At 72.8% G+C, this 21,913-nt stretch carries 18 protein-coding genes and 1 pseudogene; 10 read left to right on the forward strand and 9 right to left on the reverse strand.

Annotated features, from left to right (window positions below):
- Positions 1–65 precede the first annotated feature (65 nt).
- Together NE235_RS01045 and NE235_RS01050 are read right to left on the reverse strand one after the other, a co-directional pair.
- Entirely contained in the window at positions 66–713 is a 648-nt protein-coding gene (locus NE235_RS01045) for a response regulator (RefSeq protein ID WP_252798729.1), read from the reverse strand.
- The gene (locus NE235_RS01050; protein WP_252798730.1) at positions 710–1,927 is read right to left on the reverse strand and encodes a sensor histidine kinase; all 1,218 of its coding nucleotides are present in this window, start codon (positions 1,925–1,927) and stop codon (positions 710–712) included. Before NE235_RS01050 ends, NE235_RS01045 begins: the two co-directional genes overlap by 4 nt.
- Positions 1,928–2,419: 492 nt before the next feature.
- Between NE235_RS01050 and rho the strand changes: the two are divergent.
- Positions 2,420–3,529, forward strand: a pseudogene (rho, locus tag NE235_RS01055) (transcription termination factor Rho); the annotation flags it as partial.
- A 241-nt stretch (positions 3,530–3,770) separates the two neighbouring features.
- Complete coding sequence (locus NE235_RS01060; protein WP_252798731.1) at positions 3,771–5,018, forward strand: choice-of-anchor Q domain-containing protein; 1,248 nt, start codon at positions 3,771–3,773, stop codon at positions 5,016–5,018.
- 120 nt (positions 5,019–5,138) lie between these two features.
- Here the strand turns inward: NE235_RS01060 and NE235_RS01065 are convergent, their stop codons facing one another.
- The 4 genes from NE235_RS01065 to NE235_RS01080 form a co-directional block, all read right to left on the reverse strand.
- On the reverse strand, positions 5,139–5,735 hold the full coding sequence (locus NE235_RS01065; protein WP_252798732.1) for a LysE family translocator: 597 nt from the start codon (positions 5,733–5,735) through the stop codon (positions 5,139–5,141).
- Positions 5,735–7,537, reverse strand: coding sequence for a glutamine--fructose-6-phosphate transaminase (isomerizing) (gene glmS / locus NE235_RS01070; protein WP_252798733.1), 1,803 nt, complete (start codon positions 7,535–7,537; stop codon positions 5,735–5,737). Before glmS ends, NE235_RS01065 begins: the two co-directional genes overlap by 1 nt.
- A gap of 10 nt (positions 7,538–7,547) precedes the next feature.
- Positions 7,548–7,817 (reverse strand): hypothetical protein, encoded by a 270-nt coding sequence (locus NE235_RS01075; RefSeq protein WP_252798734.1) that lies wholly within the window; start codon positions 7,815–7,817, stop codon positions 7,548–7,550.
- Between the two features lie 171 nt (positions 7,818–7,988).
- Entirely contained in the window at positions 7,989–8,567 is a 579-nt protein-coding gene (locus tag NE235_RS01080; protein WP_252798735.1) for a TetR/AcrR family transcriptional regulator, read from the reverse strand.
- An 89-nt stretch (positions 8,568–8,656) separates the two neighbouring features.
- Here NE235_RS01080 and NE235_RS01085 point away from each other — a divergent pair, with 89 nt between their 5' ends.
- The gene (locus tag NE235_RS01085) at positions 8,657–9,538 is read left to right on the forward strand and encodes an SDR family oxidoreductase (RefSeq protein WP_252798736.1); all 882 of its coding nucleotides are present in this window, start codon (positions 8,657–8,659) and stop codon (positions 9,536–9,538) included.
- A gap of 139 nt (positions 9,539–9,677) precedes the next feature.
- Here NE235_RS01085 and NE235_RS01090 read toward each other — a convergent pair whose 3' ends face one another.
- Positions 9,678–10,301 (reverse strand): NlpC/P60 family protein, encoded by a 624-nt coding sequence (locus NE235_RS01090; protein WP_252798737.1) that lies wholly within the window; start codon positions 10,299–10,301, stop codon positions 9,678–9,680.
- A gap of 129 nt (positions 10,302–10,430) precedes the next feature.
- Here NE235_RS01090 and NE235_RS01095 point away from each other — a divergent pair, with 129 nt between their 5' ends.
- Positions 10,431–11,012: a TetR/AcrR family transcriptional regulator gene (locus NE235_RS01095; protein WP_252798738.1), complete on the forward strand. Its 582-nt coding sequence runs from the start codon at positions 10,431–10,433 to the stop codon at positions 11,010–11,012.
- A 70-nt stretch (positions 11,013–11,082) separates the two neighbouring features.
- Positions 11,083–11,931, forward strand: a complete 849-nt coding sequence (locus tag NE235_RS01100) for an NAD(P)-dependent oxidoreductase (protein WP_252798739.1) — start codon at positions 11,083–11,085, stop codon at positions 11,929–11,931.
- 126 nt (positions 11,932–12,057) lie between these two features.
- On the opposite strand, the gene NE235_RS01105 is transcribed toward NE235_RS01100, so the two are convergent.
- Positions 12,058–12,639: a TetR/AcrR family transcriptional regulator gene (locus tag NE235_RS01105; RefSeq protein ID WP_252798740.1), complete on the reverse strand. Its 582-nt coding sequence runs from the start codon at positions 12,637–12,639 to the stop codon at positions 12,058–12,060.
- A gap of 151 nt (positions 12,640–12,790) precedes the next feature.
- On the opposite strand from NE235_RS01105, the gene NE235_RS01110 reads away from it, so the two are divergent.
- Both NE235_RS01110 and NE235_RS01115 read left to right on the forward strand, forming a co-directional pair.
- Positions 12,791–13,204, forward strand: coding sequence for a VOC family protein (locus NE235_RS01110; protein WP_252798741.1), 414 nt, complete (start codon positions 12,791–12,793; stop codon positions 13,202–13,204).
- Positions 13,201–14,190, forward strand: a complete 990-nt coding sequence (locus NE235_RS01115) for an RNA polymerase subunit sigma-70 (protein ID WP_252798742.1) — start codon at positions 13,201–13,203, stop codon at positions 14,188–14,190. The genes NE235_RS01110 and NE235_RS01115 overlap by 4 nt, the downstream gene beginning before the upstream one ends.
- Positions 14,191–14,237: 47 nt before the next feature.
- Here the strand turns inward: NE235_RS01115 and NE235_RS01120 are convergent, their stop codons facing one another.
- On the reverse strand, positions 14,238–15,572 hold the full coding sequence (locus NE235_RS01120; protein ID WP_252798743.1) for a nitrate/nitrite transporter: 1,335 nt from the start codon (positions 15,570–15,572) through the stop codon (positions 14,238–14,240).
- A 213-nt stretch (positions 15,573–15,785) separates the two neighbouring features.
- Between NE235_RS01120 and NE235_RS01125 the strand changes: the two genes are divergently transcribed.
- From NE235_RS01125 to nirB, 3 genes are all read left to right on the forward strand, one after another.
- Positions 15,786–17,855 carry a molybdopterin oxidoreductase family protein gene (locus tag NE235_RS01125; protein ID WP_252798744.1) on the forward strand — a complete coding sequence of 690 codons (2,070 nt, stop codon included), beginning with the start codon at positions 15,786–15,788 and terminating at the stop codon, positions 17,853–17,855.
- Positions 17,852–19,294: an FAD-dependent oxidoreductase gene (locus NE235_RS01130; protein WP_252798745.1), complete on the forward strand. Its 1,443-nt coding sequence runs from the start codon at positions 17,852–17,854 to the stop codon at positions 19,292–19,294. The genes NE235_RS01125 and NE235_RS01130 overlap by 4 nt, the downstream gene beginning before the upstream one ends.
- A 96-nt stretch (positions 19,295–19,390) precedes the next feature.
- Entirely contained in the window at positions 19,391–21,859 is a 2,469-nt protein-coding gene (gene nirB, locus NE235_RS01135; RefSeq protein ID WP_252798746.1) for a nitrite reductase large subunit NirB, read from the forward strand.
- The last annotated feature ends 54 nt before the right edge of the window (positions 21,860–21,913 follow it).

A 21,913-nucleotide genomic window follows, 5' to 3' on the forward strand; every position in this document is an offset into this window, starting at 1 on the left:
ACCCCGGGACCGCCGGGAACACCGGGAACAGATCCGTGCTCCCGGCGGTTGCAGGGGGTGGCGGGTCACAGAGGCTGGACGAACCCCGACTCGTACGCCGCGATCACCGCCTGGGTGCGGTCCCGGGCCCCGAGCTTGGCCAGCACGTTCCCCACGTGGGTCTTCACGGTCTCCACGCTCACGACGAGGTCCGCGGCGATCTCCGCGTTCGACAGCCCCCGGGCCATCAGGGTGAGGACCTGCTCCTCGCGCTCGGTGAGCCGCGCCCGCCGCACCCGGTCGGCCTCGCGGCCCGCTGCGTGCCGGGCGGCCAGCCCCCGGATCGCCGCGGGGAACAGCAGGGAGTCGCTGAGCGCGACGGTGCGGATCGCCTGCAGGATCTCCGGCGGGCGGGCCCGTTTGAGCAGGAACCCGCTCGCGCCGGCGCGCAGCGCCTCGTACACGTAGTCGTCGTTCTCGAACGTCGTGATGACCAGGATCCGCGGCGGTTCGGGGACCGCGTCAAGGATCGTGCGGGTGGCCTGGATGCCATCGACGGCGGGCATGCGGACGTCCATCAGGACGATGTCGGGGCGCACCGAGCGGACCATCGGCAGCACCTCGGCGCCGTCGGCGGCCTCGCCGGCGACCGTGAGGTCCGGTTCGGCGTCGATGATGGCGCGCAGGCCGGTGCGGATCAGCGGCTCGTCGTCCGCGATGAGGATGTCTGTCACTGTCTTTCCAGTTCGAGCAGGGGGACGACGGGGATCGTGACGTGTACTCGCCACCGTGTGCCGTCGAGGCCCGCGGTCGAGTGCCCGCCGAGGAGGGCGACGCGCTCCCGGACGCCGCGCAGGCCGCTGCCGCCGCCGGTCCGTGGCGTGGCGCCGGACCCGACCGGGTTCGTCACCTCGAGTTCGAGCCGGTCGGAGCGGACCTCGATCCGCACGTCGACGGAGACCTTGCCGGCGTGCCGGAGGACGTTCGTGAGCGCCTCCTGCAGGATGCGGTAGGCCTCCCGGGAGACCACGGCCGGGATGCCACCGGTCGCCCCGACCTCGGCGCGGACCTCGACGCCGGCGGCCCGGGTCTGTTCCACCAGCGCGGCGACGTCGGCGAGCGTCCGCTGCGGGGTCCGGGCGCTCGGGTCCTCGCGCAGCAGGCCGAGCACGTGGTCGAGGTCGTCCAGGGCGGTCCGCCCGGTCTCCTCGATCGCCGACAGCGCGCGGCGGACGAACTCCGGGTCCGCGTCGAGGAGGCGGGCCGCGGCGCCGGCCTGAAGGGTGGTGACGGTCAGCGCGTGCCCGATGGAGTCGTGCAGCTCACGGGCCAGCCGGTTACGCTCGATCAGCTGCTCCGCGCGCCGTTCGAGCTGCACGAGCCGGTCCGCCGGGGACGGGCCGAGCAGCGCCGGCGCCAGCCGGGCCAGCAGCGCTCCGACGGCCGCTCCGAGGCAGATGATCAAAGGAAGGCCCAAGACGCCCAGGAGCAGGGCCCCGCCGGTGACCAGTGCCGCGGAGTGGCCGAACACCGCCCGCAGCAGGGTCGGGGCCACCGGCAGGGCGATCACGGCGGCCAGCCCGGTGCCGCCGCCCACGCCGATGTGCAGGGCCCACCAGACGGCGGTGCGCCGGCGTGATCGCCACGAGCGCATGCCCTCCGCGGTCTCCTCGGGCAGTCGTACGTCCAGCAGCGTCTCCGCGGCGGTCCGGGACAGGATCCGCACGGCGGGGATGAAGGCCACCGCGCTGGAGACGGCGATGTAGGCGAGCAGCATGACCGCCGACTGCAGCACCTGGTCGGCGGGCAGCCGCCCGGCGGTGCCCATGATCTGCAGCAGGCCGGCGTAGATCAGGAGGTACGGCACCAGGAGCGCCGTGCCGCCGAGGAGGAACGTCCAGAGGCGGTACGTCGTCATGCTGAAAAGCGGGCGGACCAGGAACTTCACGCCGAGATCCTCGCAGAACGGCGGCTCGCCCCGCCTCCCCCGCAGGAGCGAGGTTCCGGTGGCCCGGGAAGACGGCTGGTGCTCCGGGCACTCTGTGCTATATGTTGGGTGCGACGCCGGGATTCCCGCCCGATCGGGAAAGGCGTTCTCTCACTGAGGGGCACCGGCCCCACATTTCTTCACAGGGGCATCACCTCATCTTGTCTCTCAGAGACATCGCCCCATTCTTCGCCGCCTGAGTGTCCGGCGGGCATCTCGATTCTTTGAAAGACGCGAAGGCTCCGCGAAAAGCGGTCGTGTCCATCGCGCTCATCGCTTCCTCGCGTACCGCTTCGCCGTACGCGATTCCTCCGGCGGCCCGACGCGCCGCCTCGTAATTCCGCGTGCCGTTCTCGCGACGGCGCCGAATTCCCGAAGGGATCCTTCATGACCACCACCCTCGAATCCATCACCACCTCCCGCGTGCCGGCCGGGCGGGAGAATCCGGCGACGCCCGTCTCCGGTGTCCTGGACGTCGGCGACAAGCAGGCGTTCGTCCGGACGTCCGGCTACCTGGCCGGCCCCTCCGACGTGTACGTGTCCCTCGCGCAGGTCCGGCGGTTCGGGCTGCGTCCCGGCGACCGGATCGACGGCGCGGCCCGCCGCCCGCGGCCAGGTGACGAACGGCAGAGGTTCCAGGCCCTCGTCCGGGTCGACGCCGTGAACGGGCTGCCGCCGGACGACGCCGCCGCGCGGCCCGAGTTCGCGAGTCTGACCCCGCTCCACCCCCGGGACCGCCTGCGCCTGGAGACGGGCGGGAAGGACCTGGCCGGCCGCGTCGTGGACCTGATCGCGCCGATCGGGAAGGGCCAGCGCGGGCTCATCGTCGCGCCGCCGAAGGCCGGCAAGACGATGATGCTGAAGTCCATCGCCACGGCCATCCGCCTCAACCATCCCGAATGCCACCTGATGGTCGTGCTCGTCGACGAGCGCCCCGAAGAGGTCACCGACCTGCGGCGGTCGGTCGACGCCGAGGTCGTCCACTCGACGTTCGACCGGCCCGCCGCCGAGCACGTCGCCGTCGCCGAGCTCGCGATCGAGCGCGCCAAGCGGCTCGTCGAGCTCGGGCAGGACGTCGTCGTCATCCTCGACTCGATCACCCGGCTGGGACGGGCCTACAACCTCGGCGCGTCCGCCGGCAGCCGGATCCTCGCCGGCGGCGTGGCCACGACGGCGATCCACCCGCCGCGCCGGTTCCTCGGCGCCGCCCGCAACATCGAGGAGGGCGGCTCGCTGACCATCCTCGCGTCCGTCCTGGTCGAGACCGGCTCCCGCATGGACGACGTCTTCTTCGAGGAGTTCAAGGGGACCGGCAACATGGAACTGCGGCTGAGCCGTGAGCTCGCCGACAAGAGGATCTTCCCCGCCGTCGAGGTCACCGGGTCGAGCACCCGCCGTGACGACCTGCTGCTGTCGCCGGCGGAGCTGGAGGTCGCCACCCGGCTGCGCCGCGTCCTGCACGCGCTCGGCCCGCAGGAGGCTGCGGAACTCCTCATCGGGAGGCTCCGCGACACGGCGTCGAACGCCGAGCTGAGCAGGATCGTGCTGACCGCCGCCCGCTGAGGACCGCGCGCGAACCCGACCGCCACGTCCAGGCGCGGGGAATGTTCGATTGATCGGGTTTTGTTCGGCCCGGCAGCCGGCCCGTTGCGAGCGGTGGGTTCCCAGGTCAGCCTGAGGTCGCCGCCGTTCAGTGCACCCCCGGCGTCTCCGTCCCCAGGCGACGGCGCCGGCGCGGCGACCGCGCCGCCTTCACAGGGGCGGCGGCGCGGCGGGTGGCCTCCCCGACCCGGAAGGATCCTCCATGGCGCGTGGACATCGATCGGCCGGTGCGGTCGCCGCCGCTCTGGCGGCACTGCCGGCGGGCTGCGCGACCGCCCTGTGCGGCCCGGGCGCGCAGCGGGCGGCGCTCGGCGTGACCTCCCACGCGGGCCTGCAGCGGTACGTCTCCCAGGCGACCGGCAGCGACTCCGCCGACGGGACCAGGAGACACCCGTGGGCGACGATGGGGCACGCCACGGCGGTCCTGGACACGATGAGCCTGAGACGGGGCGGCGTCACCGTGCACGTGCTCGCCGGGACGTACCGGGAGCCGGTCGTGAACGACAAGGACGGGCGGCCGGACGCGTACGTCACCTTCGTCGCCGACCCTCCCGGGAAGGTGCTGATCAAGCCGTCGAGCGGCAGGTTCGCCTTCCGCAACAACGGAGACTACGTGCGCATCATCGGATTCGAGATCACGGACCCGACGGCGTCGGAAGGGATCTTCCTCGACGCCTCCCACGACGTGGTCCAGGGCAACCACGTGTACAGGGTCGCCACGATCGGCTGCCAGAACGACGACGGCGACGGCGGCCGGTCCGGGTACACGGCCACCGGCGACGGGATCGGCGACAACGGGGAGGAGGCCGGCAACGTCATCACCGGCAACCGGGTCGAGCGCATCGGCCCGTCGTCCCGCTGCGACTACAAGCACGGGATATACCCGTCCGCGGCCCGGGACCTGGTGCGGAACAACCTCACCTACGGCAATTCCGGGTCCGGGATCCGCTTCAACCACAACATCGTCGGAATCACCGTCTCCGGCAATCTGACCTTCCATAACCGGAATCACGGAATCCACATCTCCGGCGACGACGACGCGGGCGGGGTTGCCCGCGGATTCGTGATAACGAACAACGTCATCGCGCGGAACGCGATGTACGGCGTCAACGTAAACTCCAACGCCGACGATCCGGGGAACGAGTACGGGCACAACCTGTTCTTCCACAACGGCTACGGAACGTTCGGCAGGAACAACTCCAAGGACGATCCGTGGACGCCCGGCAGGGCGGACGGTGAGGTCGTCGACCCGGCGGGGCTGGGCATGGTGGACTATCGCGACGACGGCACCGGCGACTACCACCTCCGGCCGGCCGCGCCGGAGGCCGACGCCGGCACGCCGCTGGGCGCGCCGGCCACCGACTACGACGGCGTCAGGCGGCCGCAGGGCCACGGCTACGACATCGGGCCGTTCGAACTCGCCTGCCCGCCCACCGGGCACGCCACCTGACATCCCCACGGGCACGCGCCGCCGGCCGGCTCCGGCGCGGAGGGCGGCGCGTGGCGGGCGCGGAGGGCGGCGCGTGGCGGGCGCGGACGGCGGCGGGTCAAGGGTGCGGACGGCGGCGCGTCACGGGCGCAGGGCCAGCCGGAGCGCGAACCCGAGGAACGCCGTGCCGGCGACCCGGTCGAGCACATGTCCCACTCTCGGCCGCCGCAGCAGCGGCCCCAGCCGGTCCGCCAGGACGGCCAGCAGCGCGCACCAGAGCACCCCTTCGGTGACGTGCACGCCCGCCAGCAGGAGGCTCCACGGCAGCATCGGCGCGCCCGGCGGCACGAACTGCGGTAGCAGCGACAGGTAGAAGACCCCGACCTTCGGGTTGAGGGCGTTGGTCAGCAGGCCCGTGAGGAACCGGTTCCGCCCGGAGGGGACGGTCGTCTCTCCCGCCGCCTCGCGGCGCAGCAGCAGCCGTACGCCCAGGTACAGCAGGTAGGCGGCCCCCACCCAGCGCAGCACCGCGTACAGCGTGTGGGAGGCCGCGAGCACCGCGGTCAGGCCCAGGCCGGCCGCGGCGCCCCACCACAGGCAGCCGGCCTGGACGCCGAGCGCGGCGACCAGCGCGGCGCGGCGGCCCTGGGCGATCGTGGTCCGCAGGACGAGGAGCGAGTCCGGGCCAGGGACCAGCGTGAGCAGCGCCGCGACCCCGGCGAACGCCAGCAGCGCCATCACTCCACCGTCACGCTCTTGGCCAGGTTGCGGGGCTTGTCGACGTCGTGGCCGAGCGCGACGGCCGCGTGGTAGGCCAGCAGCTGCAGCGGGATGGACAACAGGATCGGGTCGAGTTCGGGCTCGTTCTTCGGCACGACGATCGCGTCGTCGCCGGTCTCCCGGTGCCCGACCGTCAGCACGCGGCCGCGCCGGGCGCGGATCTCCCCGATCGTCGACAGGTTCTTGTCCAGCAGCTCGTCGTCCGGAACGACGGCGACGGCGGGCAGCTCGGGGCTGACCAGGGCGAGCGGGCCGTGCTTCAGCTCGCTGGCCGGGTACGCCTCGGCGTGGACGTAGGAGACCTCCTTGAGCTTCTGCGCGCCCTCCCGGGCGACCGGCCGGCCGCGGACCCGCCCGACGAACAGCATGCTGCGGTACGCCGCGTACTCCCGCGCGAGCTCGGCGATCCGGTCCTCCTGCTTCAGGATCTCCTCGATCTGCGCGGGCAGGGCCCGCAGCCCCTCGGCGATCCGGCGCCCGTCGGCGGGGGACAGGTCGTGGATGCGCCCCAGGTGCAGCGCGAGCAGCGCGAACACCACGGCCGTGGAGGTGTACGCCTTGGTCGAGGCCACCGCGATCTCGGGGCCGGCGTGCAGGTAGACGCCGCCGTCGCACTCGCGGGCGATCGCGCTGCCGACGGCGTTCACGACGCCCAGGACCCGGCCGCCCTTGCGCTTCAGCTCCTGCACGGCGGCGAGGGTGTCGTAGGTCTCACCGGACTGGCTGACCGCGACGTACAGGGTGTCCGCCTCGACGACCGGGTTGCGGTAGCGGAACTCCGAGGCGGGCTCGGCGTCGGCCGGGATCCGGGCGAGCTCCTCGATGAGCTGCGCCCCGACCTGCCCGGCGTAGTACGCCGAGCCGCAGCCGAGGATCTTCACCCGGCGGATCTCCCGGGCCTCGCGCGGGTCGAGGTTCAGGCCGCCGAGGTGGGCGGTGTGGAAGCGCAGGTCCAGTCGGCCGCGCAGCGCGCGTTCGACGGCGGCGGGCTGCTCGTGGATCTCCTTGCGCATGAAGTGCGTGTAGCCCTCGGCGTCGTACGCGGCCTCCTCGGCCTCGATGAGGGACGGCTCCTTGCGGGTGGCGCGCCGGTCCAGCGTCGAGGTGCGGAACCCGTCGGCGCGTACGGTCGCCAGCTCGCCGTCGTCGAGGTGCACGACCTGCCGGGTGTAGCGCACGAGCGCGGCGACGTCGGAGGCGGCGAACATCTCCTTCTCACCGATGCCGAGCACGACCGGGCTGCCGTTGCGGGCGACGACCAGCACCCCGGGGTGGCGCGCGTCCACGACGGCGATGCCGTACGTCCCGACGACCCGCGACAGCGCCTCCCGTACGGCGTCCTCCAGCTCCGCCTCCCCGGAACGGGCGATCAGGTGGGGGAGCACCTCACTGTCGGTCTCGGAGGACAGGACGACGCCGTCGGCGGCCAGCTCGGCGCGCAGCTCGTCGGCGTTCTCGATGATGCCGTTGTGGACCACGGCGATCGTCCCGGCGATGTGGGGGTGGGCGTTCAGGTCGCTGGGCTCGCCGTGGGTGGCCCAGCGGGTGTGCCCGATGCCCGGCGCGCCCTTGAAGCGGGCGGGCAGCCCGGCCGCCAGCTCGCCGACCCGTACCTTGGCCTTGCGCACGCGCAGGTCACCCGCGCGGCCGAGGACGGCCAGGCCCGCCGAGTCGTAGCCGCGGTACTCCAGGCGGGCCAGCCCCTCGGTCAGGATCGGGACGGCGTCCCGCGGGCCGACGTAGGCCACGATTCCGCACATCAGGTCTCCTTCATCCGTAGACGATGCGGCGGAGCTGGCGCAGCGAGAGCTCCGGGGGAGCGACGCGCCGCGACGGCAGCTCGGCGGCGATGCGTTCGAAGATCCGGTCGTTGGTCAGTCCGCGCGCCTTCAGCTCGGCGTGCCGCCGGCGGACGAAGTCCTCGGCGGGCTCGGCGAAGTAGGCGAGCACGTCCGCGACGACGCGCGCCGCCTCGCCGGGGCTCAGCGCCGACGTACGGCTGAGGTGGGCGACGAGCTCGTCATGGGGTTGTCCGGCCACGAACGCCGATAATTCCGGGTCTGGGATGAAAAGAGCAAGAATCCTGCCCGGTATCGGGCAGGATCGGAGCCTTCCTGGTCACGCCTGGCCGCCGCGTTCGGCACCACAACGTGCCTGGGCGCCCGGCGCCACCCTCGGGATCGGGACGCCGGGTCGGTGGTGATGGGGAGATCAGCTCAGCTTCGTGGTCGCCGTGCGAAGATCCTCCAGGGCGGCCAGCGCATGGGGGGCGAGCCCTCTGTCGTCATCACGATCGGCTTCGGACCACTCGGCATAGCCTCGTTTGAAAGCGAGGACCCCCATCTCGGCTGCGAGGTGTGCGATCGGGCCGGGGACGCCGCGGGCGAGGAGTGCGGTCGTCATGGCGCTCGCGAGACCGACGCTCTTCAGCGCGTCCCGTTCCTGAAGCTCGGCGCTGGCCGCGACGGCCGCCTTGAGACGGGGGCCGAGCTCGCGGTTCACCGGCCCCATTTCGCTCGATGCGCGCTCGAGGCCGGCGGCGACCGCCTCGAGCGGGCCGGCGCCGGCAGGCGCCTCGGCGATCCCCTCGGCCAGGAGGCGGCTCAACGTCTCCTGGCCGGCCACCAGGACCTCACGTTTGTCGGAGAAGTGCCTGAAAAAGGTACTTCTGGTGACTCCGGCGCGCTCGGCGATCTGGGCCACCGTCGTGGCGTCGTATCCCTGTTCGGTGAAGAGATCCACGGCGGCGACGACCAGTCGCTCGCGCGCCCCCGGTTGCCATCGAGCCATGTCATCACTGTAACAGAGTGATGCGACATGTGTCCCATCGCTCTGCTACGGTGATGCGACATCAGTCCCATCACTCTGGGGAGTCCTCCATGCACGTCTTCGTCACCGGCGGCACCGGCACCATCGGATCCGCCGTCGTCGCCGAACTGCTCGGCGACGGCCACACCGTTCTCGCGCTGGCCCGCTCGGACGCCTCCGAGCAGACCCTCAAGGAGGCCGGCGCCGAGGTGCTGCGCGGAGAGCTGGCCGATCTCGACGTCCTGCGGGCCGGCGTCGCGCAGTCCGACGGCGTCATCTCCCTGGCGTTCGGACGCGACTACAGCAACCCCGACGTGCTCGCGGCGGCCATCGCCGAGGAGAGCGCGGCCATGGCCACACTGGGCGAAGAGCTCACCAGCAGCGATCGACCGATCGTCACCGTCTCCGGGACGCCCTGGGTGCCGGGCCGCGCCTCCACCGAGGCCGATCCGCTGCCGACCGACGGGCCGGTGGGCGGTCGCGGCCGCTCGGTCAACGCGCTGCTGGAACTGGCCTCGCGCGGCGTGCGCGCGACGGCGGTCCGCATGCCACGCACCGTTCACAATGAGGGCAAGGGCGGCTTCGCCGGCCTGTTGGCCGACCAAGCGCGCCGCACCGGGGTGGCCGGTTACCCGGGCGACGGCACCCAGCGCTGGCCGGCCGTCCACGCCCTCGACGCAGCGGTCCTGTTCCGGCTGGCCCTCGAATCGGCGCCGGCGGGGACGTCCTGGCACGCCGTGGCCGACGAGGGCGACGCGGTGCGCGACATCGCGACGGTCATCGGCCGGCGGCTGGGCCTGCCGGTCGAGGCGGTATCGGAGGGGGCCTTCGGCCCGTTCGGCCCGATCTTCGCGATGGACCAGCCGGCGTCCAGCGCCCACACCCGCGATGTTCTCGGGTGGCAGCCGGCGCACCCGAGTCTGCTGGAGGACCTGGAGAACGTCCAGCCCTGACATCACCGTCCCTGTCCCCTGACCGAGCCGAACACACGTGCCACCTCGTGACCACACCGGCCGCGTGGCACTCGAACGGCCGGTCACCCTGACCCGACCCCCGGGCTCCTTGGGTGTGACCGGCCGTTCGCCTGCCGCATCAGCCCTCGAGGATCCGGTTGTAGCGGTACGGCCGGTAGTGGTTGTAGGACACCCGGTGGGTACGGTGGTGCGTCCCGCCGTCACCGGCCTGTTCGTACACCCAGTACGTGGTGTGCGCCGGGTCGGCCCACCGCTCGAACAGCATCACGTGCCCGGCGTCGCCGGCGCTGCCCGCGCCGAGGAACCCGATGGCGTCGCCGGCTCTCAGGTCGCCCCAGCCGATCGGGTGCACGACCGGTCCCGGGTACCCGGGACCGCCGCGCAGCATGCTGTCGGTGTTGTAGTTGAGCGGCGCGCCGCCCGCGGTCTGGAGGTTCCAGGCCATCGAGACGTATCCGGAGCAGTCGGTGCGCCAGCCGGCCAGGTAACGGCTCTGGCTGTACGGCACCGGCCCGCCGTGCCAGGCGGTGAGCCACGTGCGGGCGCGGGCGATCGCGACGCTCCGCCTGGTCGGGATCATCGGCGCCGCCTCGGCCCGCCCCGGCGTGACGGTGCTCGACGAGCCCATCATCGGCCGGGGGACGCGCGGATGCGCGTCGGCCCGCGCCGGTCCGGCCATGGTCACGGCGGCGAGCAGGCCGCCCAGCACGACGGCGATGACCCGCTGGTTCGGATACCTCACCCGATGGTCCCTTCTCGAAGGCGTCACTGAACGTCACCGAACGTAGCGAGCGGTGATCATTCCTGCTCGGATGACGCGCCGCCGGAGCTTTCTTGACTGACCGTTACAGATACGGCTATCGTCCCGGCCATGGCACGGACGCGGGAGTTCGACACCGAGACGGTGGTCCGGTCGGCGATGGAGCTGTTCTGGCGCCGGGGCTACGAGGCCACCTCGATCCAGGATCTGGTCGAGGCCACCGGGCTCGGGCGCGGCTCGCTGTACGCCGCGTTCGGCAGCAAGGACGGACTGTACGAGGTGGCCCTCCGGCGGTACGCCGAGCTGTCGTCGGCGCGGATGACGGCCCGGCTCGAACGCGACGTCCCGATCCGCACGGTGCTCCGCGACCTGCTGCTGTCGCTCGTCGACGAGGCGGCGCGCGACGCCGACCGGCGCGGTTGCCTGGTGACGAACACCGCGATCGAGCGGCTTCCGCACGACGCCGTCTCGGGGCGCATCGTCACCGACGCGCTCGGCGGGGTGCGCGAGTCGATCGCGGCCGCGCTCACCCGGGCCCGCGAGCGCGGCGAGCTCCCCGCGGACACCGACGTGCCGGGGCTGGCCGACTTCTTCATCACGGCCATCCAGGGACTGCGGGTCATGGCCAAGGCCGGCCCGGACCGGCGGCGGCTGGCCGTCGTCGTCGAGACCGCCCTCGGCGTGCTGCCGTGACGGCGCGGGCGCCCGGCGCCGCCCCCTGCCCAAAAAATGTAACGATCAGTCAAGAAAGAGGAGCCGGACCATGACCGTCGCACTGCTGGGAACCGGGATCATGGGCGCGGCGATGGCCCGCAACCTGCTCGCTCAGGGCATCGACCTGCGGGCCTGGAACCGTACGCGGGCGAAGGCCGAGGCCGTCGGCGGGCTCAAGGTCGCCGGCACCCCCGCCGAGGCCGTCGAGGGCGCCACCGTGATCATCACGATGCTGAACGACGGCGAGGCGGTGCTCCGGGCGATGGAGCAGGCCGCCCCGGGCCTGCGCGAGGGGCAGATCTGGGCGCAGATGAGCACGGTCGGCCTCGGCCCGCTGGACGACCTTCGCGCGCTCGCCGAACGGCACGGCCTCGTCTTCGTCGACGCCCCGGTGCAGGGCAGCCGGCAGCCCGCCGAACGCGGAGAACTGATCGTGCTCGCCTCCGGACCGGAGCGCGCGCGGGAACCCCTGGAGCCGGTGTTCGACGCGGTCGGCAAGCAGACGTTGTGGCTCGGCCCCGCCGGTACGGGCAGCCGGCTCAAGCTCGTCACGAACACCTGGGCCCTCACCCTCGTCTCCGGGGTCGGCGAGGCCCTCGCCCTGGCGCGGGCCCTGGACGTCGACCCGCGGGCGTTCCGCGACGTCGTCGGCGCCGGGCCGATGGACAGCGCGCTGTTCCAGCAGAAGGCCGCGGCCATCATGGCCGGCGACTTCGCGCCGACCTTCACCGTGACCAACGCCGAGAAGGACACCCGGCTGATCTGCGCGGCCGCCGCGTCCGCCGGGGTCCGGATGGACGTCATGGAGGCCACCCGCGAGCGCTTCCGCCGGGCCGGCCGCGCGGGCCACGCCGAGGAGGACATGGCCGCCGCCTACTTCGCCGGCTTCACCTCCTGACGTCCTCAACGCCGAGGTTCCGCGTCGCGTCGACGACGAGGTTCCTCGGCGCCGGCTCCTTTCGGTCGTCGCGGCCGGGCTCACATGCAGCTGACAGCGCCGTGAGCGCGCCGGTCGCCCGCCGGGTCAGTCCAGGACGGCCAGAGCCTGGTCCGCGGCGTCGCTGAGCCGGTCCGGGCCGGGATGGGCCCGGCCGAGCACCCGCATCCCCTGCAGCAGCACGAGAAGGAACCGGGCCAGCGCCCGCGGGTCCTTGTCCGCCGGCAGCTCGCCCTGGGCCCGCGCCCTGGTCAGCGCCGAGGTCAGCGCGGTCTCCACGGTGTCCCAGCTCGCCTCGACCCGCCGGGCGGCCTGCGCGTCCCGGCCGGCCAGCTCCACCGCGGTGTTCACCACCATGCAGCCCCGCCGGTGCGGATCGGCCGCGGACTCCTCGGCGTAGGCGCGCACCAGCGCCCGTACGGCGGGCAGGACGGGCCCCGGCTGGGACAGCAGCTCGACGATGTTGAGGTCACGGGTCCGGGCGTACCGCTCGTACGCCTTGAGATAGAGGTCGTGCTTGCCGCCGAAGGTGGCGTAGATGCTGGCCCGCGCGATGCCGAGGTGCTCGACGAGGTCGGCCATCGACGTCGCCTCGTACCCGCGCTCCCAGAACAGCTCCATCGCCTTCTGCAGCACGGCGTCCGGATCGAACTCCTTCGTCCTCGCCACACCTCAGGACGCTAGTCGAAAGTAGACCGATCGGTCAAATATCGCACGGCTGCGGATTCTCATCGCCGCACCGATGAGTTCGTCGTAGGACTGTCGTTACATGGGCCGAAGCGTCGGTGATCGGCCGGCCGGACCCGAGGAGACAAGCACCATGGACATGAAGCTCGAACTCGTCGTCGTCCCCGTCGCGGACGTCGACCGGGCCAAGGCCTTCTACGCGGAGCGGGCCGGGTTCCGGCTGGACGTCGACTTCAGCGCGGGGGAGGACTTCCGGGTGGTGCAGCTCACGCCGCCGGGTTCGGCCTGCTCGATCGCGCTGATGAAGAACAAGGAGACGGCCGGCTCGGTGCAGGGTCTGCACCTGGTGGTCGCCGACATCGAGGCCGTGCGCGCCGAGCTGACCGGGCGCGGGGTGGAGGTGAGCGAGGTCTTCCACCACGAGGCCGGCGGTCCGGTGCCGGGACATGACGCGGAAGAGCGCGACTACGCGAACTTCGCCTCCTTCAGCGACCCGGACGGCAACGGCTGGCTGCTCCAGCAGATCCGGCGCGGTGGCGAGGCGTGACCGGGACCGTGGAGGCACGGCAGGACGAGATCGCCGCGGCCGTCGCGGGTGACGAGCGGGCGTTCGCCGCGCTCGCCGAGCGGCACCGCGGGGAGCTGCACGTCCACTGCTACCGGATGCTGGCCTCGTTCGACGAGGCGGAGGACGCCGTGCAGGAGACGTTGCTGCGGGCGTGGCGGGGCCGGGCGGGCTTCGACGGGGGCGCGCTGTTCCGCGCGTGGCTCTACCGGATCGCCACCAACGTCTGCCTGGATCTGCTCCGGCGCACCGCGCGCCGGCCGGTACGCGGTGGTTCGTTCGCCGAGGTGCCGTGGCTGCAGCCGTACCCGGACGGCCTGCTCGACGCGGCCGCGCCCGCCGGCGAGGGGCCGGACGCGGTCGTGGTCGAGCGGGAGACGATCGAGCTGGCGTTCGTCGCGGCCCTGCAGGGGCTGCCGCCGAGGCAGCGCGCCGCGTTCCTCGCCCGCGACGTGCTCGGCAGGTCGGCGGCGGAGACGGCGGAGTTGCTGGGAACGAGCGTCGCCGCCGCCAACAGCGCGCTGCAGCGGGCCCGGACCACGATGCAGCGGCGCCTGCCGGCGCGCCGCACCGAGTGGTCCTCGGGTGAGCTGAGCGGCGCGGAGCGCACGCTGCTCGAACGGTTCATCGACGCGCATGAACGCTGTGACGCGGCGGCCGCCGTCGCCATCGCGGCCGAGGACCTGCGCGTCACGATGCCGCCGTACCCGTACCGCTACGAGGGCCTGGCGGCGGTCGTGCCGCTCTTGGAGCGGGCGTTCGGGGAGGACCGAGAGGGCGACTGGCGCCTGGTCCCGACGTCGGCGAACCGGATGCCGACGGCCGCCAGCTACCTGCGGCGGCCGGGCGACTCGGAGTTCCGGGCGTTCAAGTTCGACGTCCTGCGCGTCGAGGACGGCCGGATCAGAGAGATCACGACCTTCGGCCCGGCGCTGTTCCCGCACTTCGGCCTGCCGCCGGTCCTGTGACGGCGCGCGTGGTGCCGCCCCGGCCCGGGGTGGCACCACGCGGCGGTTCACACGCCCGGCAGCCGTCGCGGGGACCGGCGGAGGTAGACGAGGAACGTCACGGCCGCGCAGAGGACGTAGTAGGCGATGAAGGCGACGTACGCCCCGTCGCCGGTCTTGTAGGTCAGGAACGACTGGCGGAAGGCCAGGTTGACCAGGACGCCGCCGAACGCCCCGATCGCGCCGGCCACGCCGATGAGGGCGCTCGACAGCCGGCGGGCCTCGTCCTGCGTCGGGGCCTTGGCGCGGAAGATGGCGGGGATCATCTTGTACGTCGAGCCGTTCCCGACGCCGCTGAGGACGAACAGCAGCACGAACCCGGTGAGGAACAGCGGCAGCGACCGCTCGGCGGAGGCGGTGAGAACGATCGCGGCGCCGATCCCCATCGCCACGAAGGTCCAGAAGGTGACCTTGGCCCCGCCGAGCCGGTCCGCCGCCCAGCCGCCGACGGGGCGGATCAGCGAGCCCAGCAGCGGGCCGAGGAACGTCAGGTACGCCGCCTTGATCGGCGTGTCGAAGTCCGTCTTGAACTGCACCTGCAGTACCTGGCCGAAGGCGAAGCCGAATCCGATGAACGAGCCGAACGTCCCGACGTACAGCAGCGACATGATCCAGCTGTGCGGGTCCCGCATGACGTCCCGCATGGCCCGCTTGTCGTTGCGCATCCCGGCGAGGTTGTCCATCCGCAGGGCCGCGCCCAGCGCGGCCAGGACGATGAGGGGGACGTAGATCCCGGCGACCAGCCGCGGGTGGTCCTTGCCGGCCGTCGCCAGCACCGCCAGTCCGACCAGCTGGACGACGGCCACGCCGATGTTGCCGCCCCCGGCGTTGATGCCGAGCGCCCACCCCTTGAGGCGCTGCGGATAGAACGCGTTGATGTTGGCCATCGAGGAGGCGAAGTTGCCGCCGCCGACCCCGGCCACGGCCGCGAGGACCAGGAGGGTGGTGAAGGAGACGCCGGGCCGGAGCAGGACCGCGACCGACACCGCCGGGACCAGCAGGAGCGCGGCGCTGATCATCGTCCAGTTGCGGCCGCCGAACCGGGCGATCGCGAAGGTGTACGGCAGGCGCAGGGCCGCGCCGAGCGCCGTCGGAACCGTCGTCAGCAGGAACTTCCCGGCGGGGTCGACGTGGTACGCCGGGCCGAGGAACAGCACCAGCACGGACCACAGGCTCCACACGGAGAACCCGATGTGCTCGGAGAAGATCGAGAACGCGAGATTGCGCCGGGCGACCTTCGCTCCCGTCTCCTCCCAGAAACCCTGGTCCTCCGGGTGCCAGTCCGTGATCCACCGGCGTCCGGCCGGGCCGGCGCCGGGAAGGCGTTGTTCGATGATGGTCATACGGGCTCCTCTGGCTGGGGTGCTGCGCCGACGCTAGGAACCGCCCGTTTCTCCGGTGTATGGCGCGTAATGCGGCGTTGATAACTTCCCCGCACCCGTGCGCGAGGGGTGCTGTGAGCCGCACCGCAGGTCAGAGGGATCGGTGAAGTGGTTGTAGCGGGCCGGTAACACCACGGACCCCGCCGGGAAACGCCCTAACCGCACGATCGAGGCATGTCGCCCACAGCCACCCACTGTCCGTACTGCGCGCTGCAGTGCGGGATGCTCGTCGGCCCCGGCACCACCGTCGCGCCCCGCGAGGACATCCCGGCCAACGGCGGTGACGGCGGGGCCCTCTGCCAGAAGGGGTGGACGGCCGGGGAGCTCCTGGACATCCCCGACCGGCTGACCGTGCCCCTCATGCGGGCCCGCCGGGACGCCCCGCTCGAGCCCGTCTCCTGGGACGCGGCGCTCGACCGGATCGCCGCCGGGATCCGCCGGATCCAGGAGGCACACGGCCGTGAGGCGGTCGCGGTATTCGGCGGGGGCGGGCTGACCAACGAGAAGGCGTACCAGCTCGGCAAGTTCGCCCGCGTCGCGCTGCGCACGCCGAACATCGACTACAACGGCCGCTTCTGCATGTCGTCGGCGGCCGCGGCGCAGAACCGGGCGTTCGGGCTGGATCGGGGCCTGCCCGTGCCGATCACCGACATCGCCGCCGCGGACACGATCCTGCTGGCCGGCGGCAACGTCGCCGAGACGATGCCGCCGTTCGTCCGGCACCTGACCGCCCAGCGCGAGCGGGGCGGCAGGCTCATCGTCGTCGACCCGCGGGAGACCGCGACCGCCCGCCGCGCCGACCTGCACCTTCAGGTCACGCCGGGCACGGACCTGGCCCTCGCCAACGGGCTGCTGCACCTGGCGATCACCGAGGGGTTCATCGACAAGGCGTACCTCGACGAGCGGACGGCGGGCTTCGAGGACGTCCGCACCGTCATCAACGGCTACTGGCCCGAGCGCGTCGAGCGCATCACCGGGGTGCCGGTGCCGGCGATGCGGACGGCCGTGCGGATGCTGGGAGAGGCCGCGAACGCGCTGATCCTGACCGCGCGCGGCGCCGAGCAGCACGCCACCGGGACCGACACGGTGACGGCGTTCATCAACCTGGCCCTGGCGCTCGGCCTGCCGGGGCGTCCCGGGTCCGGGTTCGGCTGCCTGACCGGGCAGGGCAACGGGCAGGGCGGCCGCGAGCACGGCCAGAAGGCCGACCAGCTGCCGGGTTACCGGAGGATCGACGACCCGGCGGCGCGTGAACACGTCGCACGCGTCTGGGGCATCGACCCCGGCGACCTGCCCGGCCCCGGCCTGTCGGCCACCGAGCTCCTGAACGCGCTCGGCACGCCCGGCGGCCCGCGCGCCCTGCTGCTGTTCGGCTCCAACCCGGTCGTGTCGGCGCCGGACGCGGGCCGCGTCCAGGCCCGCCTGGACGCGCTGGACCTCCTCGTGGTGTCCGACTTCGTGCCGTCCGAGACCGCCGTGCGCGCCGACGTCGTGCTGCCGGCGGCGCAGTGGGCGGAGGAGACCGGCACGATCACGAACCTGGAGGGCCGGGTCCTGCTGCGCCGGGCGGCGCGGCCCCGGCCACCAGGGGTCCGCACCGACCTGGAGATCCTCGCCGCCCTCGCCGAGCGGCTCGCGGCCCCCGGCCGGTTCGGCGCCGAGCCGGCCGAGGTCTTCGACGAGCTGCGCGCGGCCAGCGCCGGCGGGCTCGCCGACTACTCCGGCATCACGTACGAGCGGATCGTCGCCGAGACCGGCGTCTTCTGGCCGTGCCCGGGGGAGGACCACCCGGGTACGCCGCGGGTCTTCCTCGATCGGTTCGCCACGCCGGACGGCCGCGCCCGCCTCGTCCCGGTGGACCACCGCGGGCCCGCCGAGGACGTCTGCGCGGACTACCCGGTCTACCTGACGACCGGGCGGGTGCTCGCCCACTACCAGAGCGGCGCGCAGACCCGCCGGGTCAGGGCGCTGGTCGACGCGGCGCCGGAGCCGTACGTCGAGATCCACCCCGACCTGGCCGGCCGGCTGGGGATCGAGGAGGGCGACGACGTCCGCGTCACGAGCCGGCGGGGCGGCGCGGTCGCCATGGCGCGGTTCAGCACGGCGATCCGCCGCGACACCGTCTTCATGCCCTTCCACTGGGCCGGTCCCGCCCGCGCGAACCTGCTCACCAACCCGGCGCTCGACCCGACGTCGCGGATGCCGGAGTTCAAAGTGTGCGCCGTCCGACTGGAGAAGAAGTGAACGGACAGATCGTCGTCGTCGGCAACGGCATGGCGGGCTCCCGGCTCGTCTCCGAGCTGCGCGCCCGCGACCGGAACCTGCGGATCACCGTCTTCGGCGCCGAGACCGCTCAGCCGTACAACCGGGTGCTGCTGTCGAACGTCCTGGCCGGCGTCACCGCGCCCGGGGACATCGGCCTGACCGACCCGGCGTGGTACGCCGCCAACGGCGTCGACGCCCGCCTCGGGCGGGAGATCGTCGCGATCGACCGGGTGCGCAAGACGGTGACCTGCGCCGACGGGACCGTCACCCCGTACGGGACGCTCGTGCTCGCCACCGGCAGCGCCCCGGTCGTCCCGCCGCTGCCGGGCCTGGACGCCGAGGGCGTCGTCGCCTTCCGCACGCTCGACGACTGCCGGGCGATCATCCGGATGGCCGACGGCGCGGAGTCGGCGGTCGTGGTCGGTGGCGGGCTGCTCGGCCTGGAGGCGGCCCGCGGGCTCGCCGGGCGCGGGCTGCGCGTGACCGTCGTCCACCTGGGCGGGCACCTGATGGAGCGGCAGCTGGACGCCGAGGCCGGCGGGGTCCTGCGGCGTACGATCGCGGGCCTCGGCGTCCGCACGCTCGTCGGAGCGCGGCTGACCGGGGCCCCCACCGCCGGGGGGCGGGTCACCGGGGTCGAGCTGGACGACGGTGTGGTCCTGCCCGCCGACCTGGTGGTGCTGGCCTGCGGCATCCGGCCCGAGACCGGTCTGGCGCGGGCGGCGGGGCTCACGGTCGACCGGGGCGTCGTCGTCGACGACCGGCTCCGTTCGGTCGACGACCCGGACGTGCACGCGATCGGGGAGTGCGCCCAGCACCAGGGCACGGTGTACGGGCTGGTCGCGCCCGCGTGGGAGCAGGCCCGGATCCTCGCCGACCTGCTGACCGGCGGTGACGCGCGGTACGAGGGATCACGGCAGGTCACCCGGCTGAAGGCGGCCGGGATCGAGCTGGCCGCCATGGGCGAGACGGGTCTCGGCGACGATGAGGCCGAGGTGATCCGCTTCGCCGACCCGGCGCGCGGGACGTACAAGAAGGTCGTCATCCGGGACGACCGGCTGATCGGCGCGATCCTCCTCGGCGAGACGACCACGGCCGGGACGCTCACCCAGCTGTACGACCGGGCGGCGCCGGTGCCCTCCGACCGCCTGGCGCTGTTGTTCCAGGGGCTGGACCCGGCCACGCCCGCCGACACACCGGTGCGGATGCCGGACGCGGCGACGGTCTGCGTGTGCAACAACGTCAGCAAGGGCCGCATCCGCGCCTGCTGGGAGGCCGGGGCGCGGGACGTCGCCGACGTCGCCGCCGAGACCCGCGCCACCACCGGCTGCGGCGGCTGCCGGGACACGGTCGAGGGCATCCTCGAGTGGCTCGGAACCCAGGAGGTGACGTTCCCCACCAGGTCAGGCCGTAGGTGAGCGGCTTGTAGCACAGCGGTAACAAGCGGGACGCAGACGCGAAACGCCCGATGGTCAAGATCGAGGTCAAGTCGCGTCGGGGAGGACTGAATTCGTATGACCAGCCGTCTTGTCGTCGTCGGCCATGGACCGGCGGCGCACCGCCTCGTCGAGGCGCTGCGGGAGCGCGACTCCGCCGGTCGGTGGCGGATCACGGTCGTGGGGGAGGAGCCACGCACGGCCTACGACCGTGTCGCGCTGACGTCCTACCTCACCGACGGCGCCGACCTGGGCTACCCGCCGCACGACGAGAGCGTGACCGTACGGACCGGGGAGCGGGTCACCGCGATCGACCGCGCCGCCGGCGTCGTCCGCACGGACGCGGGGGCGACTCTGCCGTACGACGCGCTCGTGCTCGCCACCGGGTCGGTGCCGTTCGTGCCGCCGGTGCCGGGCGCCGAGAACGCCTTCGTCTACCGGACGATCGACGACCTCGACGCGCTGCGCGCCGCCGTGGCCACGAGCGGTGACCTTACTATGTCAAGGCGGGCGGCCGGAGTGGTCGTCGGCGGTGGCCTGCTCGGCCTAGAGGCCGCCCGCGCGCTGCAGGGACTCGGCCTGGACACCCACGTCGTCGAAGTGGCGCCCTGGCTGATGCCCCGCCAGCTCGACGAGGGCGGCGGCGCGATGCTGCGCCGCCACATCGAGGCCCTGGGCATGACCGTGCACACCGGCGTCGGCCTCGACCGCGTCGAGCCCGGCGCCGTGCGCCTGGCCGGCGACGTCGTCATCGACGCCGGCGTGGTCGTCTTCTCCGCCGGCATCCGCCCGCGCGACGACCTCGCCCGCGCCGCCGGCCTGCCGGTGGGGGAGCGGGGCGGCGTCGTCGTCGACGACGCCTGCCGCACGGAGGACCCGCGGGTCTTCGCGATCGGCGAGTGCGCCCTGGTCGGCGGCATGGTCTACGGCCTGGTCGGGCCGTGCTTCACCATGGCCGAGGTCGTCGCGGACCGGCTGCTGGGCGGGGAGGCGCGCTTCACCGGCGCGGACCTGTCGACGCAGCTGAAGCTGATGGGCGTGGACGTCGCCAGCTTCGGCGACCCGTCCGCCGACGCCCTCGACGTCATCTACACCGACCCGGTGGCCGGGATCTACAAGCGCCTCGTCGTCAGCGACGACGCGCAGACCCTCCTCGGCGGCGTCCTGGTCGGCGACGCCTCGTCCTACCCGACCCTCCGCGCGTACGTCGGCGCGAAGCTGCCCGGCACGCCCGAGCAGGCGCTGTTCGGCGGCACCGAGGCGGCGGGCGGCGCGCTGCCCGGGGCGACCGTCATCTGCAGCTGCAACAACGTGACCGCCGGGACGATCCGCGCCGCGATCGCCGAGGACGGTCTCACCGACGTGCCCGCGGTGAAGGCCTGCACCCGGGCGGGCACCGGCTGCGGCAGTTGCGTGCCGCTGGTCAAGAAGATCCTCGACGCGGAGCTGACCGCCGCGGGCGTCGAGGTGAGCAAGGCCCTGTGCGAGCACTTCGACCACAGCCGCGCGGAGCTGTTCGACATCGTCCGGGTGCGCGGGATCACGACGTTCTCCCAGCTGATCGCCGAGCACGGGCACGGCCGGGGCTGCGACATCTGCAAGCCGGTGGTCGCCTCGATCCTGGCCAGCCTCGGCAACGGCCACATCCTCGACGGCGAGCAGGCCGGCCTGCAGGACACCAACGACCGTTTCCTCGCGAACATGCAGAAGAACGGCACGTACTCGGTGGTGCCGCGCATCCCGGGCGGCGAGATCACGCCGGAGAAACTGATCGTCATCGGCGAGGTCGCGCGGGAGTTCGGCCTCTACACGAAGATCACCGGAGGGCAGCGGATCGACCTGTTCGGTGCCCGCGTCGAGCAGCTGCCGGAGATCTGGAAGAGGCTGATCGACGCCGGGTTCGAGTCCGGCCACGCCTACGGCAAGGCGCTGCGCACGGTGAAGTCCTGCGTCGGCTCCACGTGGTGCCGCTACGGCGTCCAGGACTCGGTCGCCCTCGCCATCCGCCTCGAACTGCGCTACCGGGGCCTGCGCGCCCCCCACAAGATCAAGTCGGCGGTGTCCGGGTGCGCCCGTGAGTGCGCCGAGGCGCAGAGCAAGGATTTCGGCGTCATCGCCACGGAGCGGGGCTGGAACCTCTACGTCGCCGGCAACGGCGGCATGCGGCCGCGCCACGCGGACCTGTTCGCCCAGGACCTGGACGAGGACACGCTGGTCCGCTACATCGACCGGTTCCTGATGTTCTACATCCGCACCGCCGACCGGCTGCAGCGCACCGCGTCCTGGCTGGAGAACCTCGAGGGCGGCCTGGACTATTTGCGCGAGGTCATCGTCGAGGACCGGCTCGGCATCTGCGCCGAGCTGGACGCGGCCATGGAACGCCACGTGGCGGGCTACTCCGACGAGTGGCGGGCGATCCTGGAGGACCCGGAGAAGCTGCGCCGCTTCGTCTCCTTCGTCAACGCGCCCGGCATGCCCGACCCGAGCATCGTCTTCGAACCCGAACGTGACCAGATCAAGCCCGCGATGGTGGAGGTGACCCGTTGACCGGCGCGCGCGTGGCCGGCCCGCGGGCAGCCGCCGGGCGGGCCGACTGAAGGG

It is taken from the genome of Actinoallomurus spadix (assembly GCF_024055725.1).
Classification (GTDB): Bacteria; Actinomycetota; Actinomycetes; order Streptosporangiales; family Streptosporangiaceae; genus Actinoallomurus; species Actinoallomurus spadix.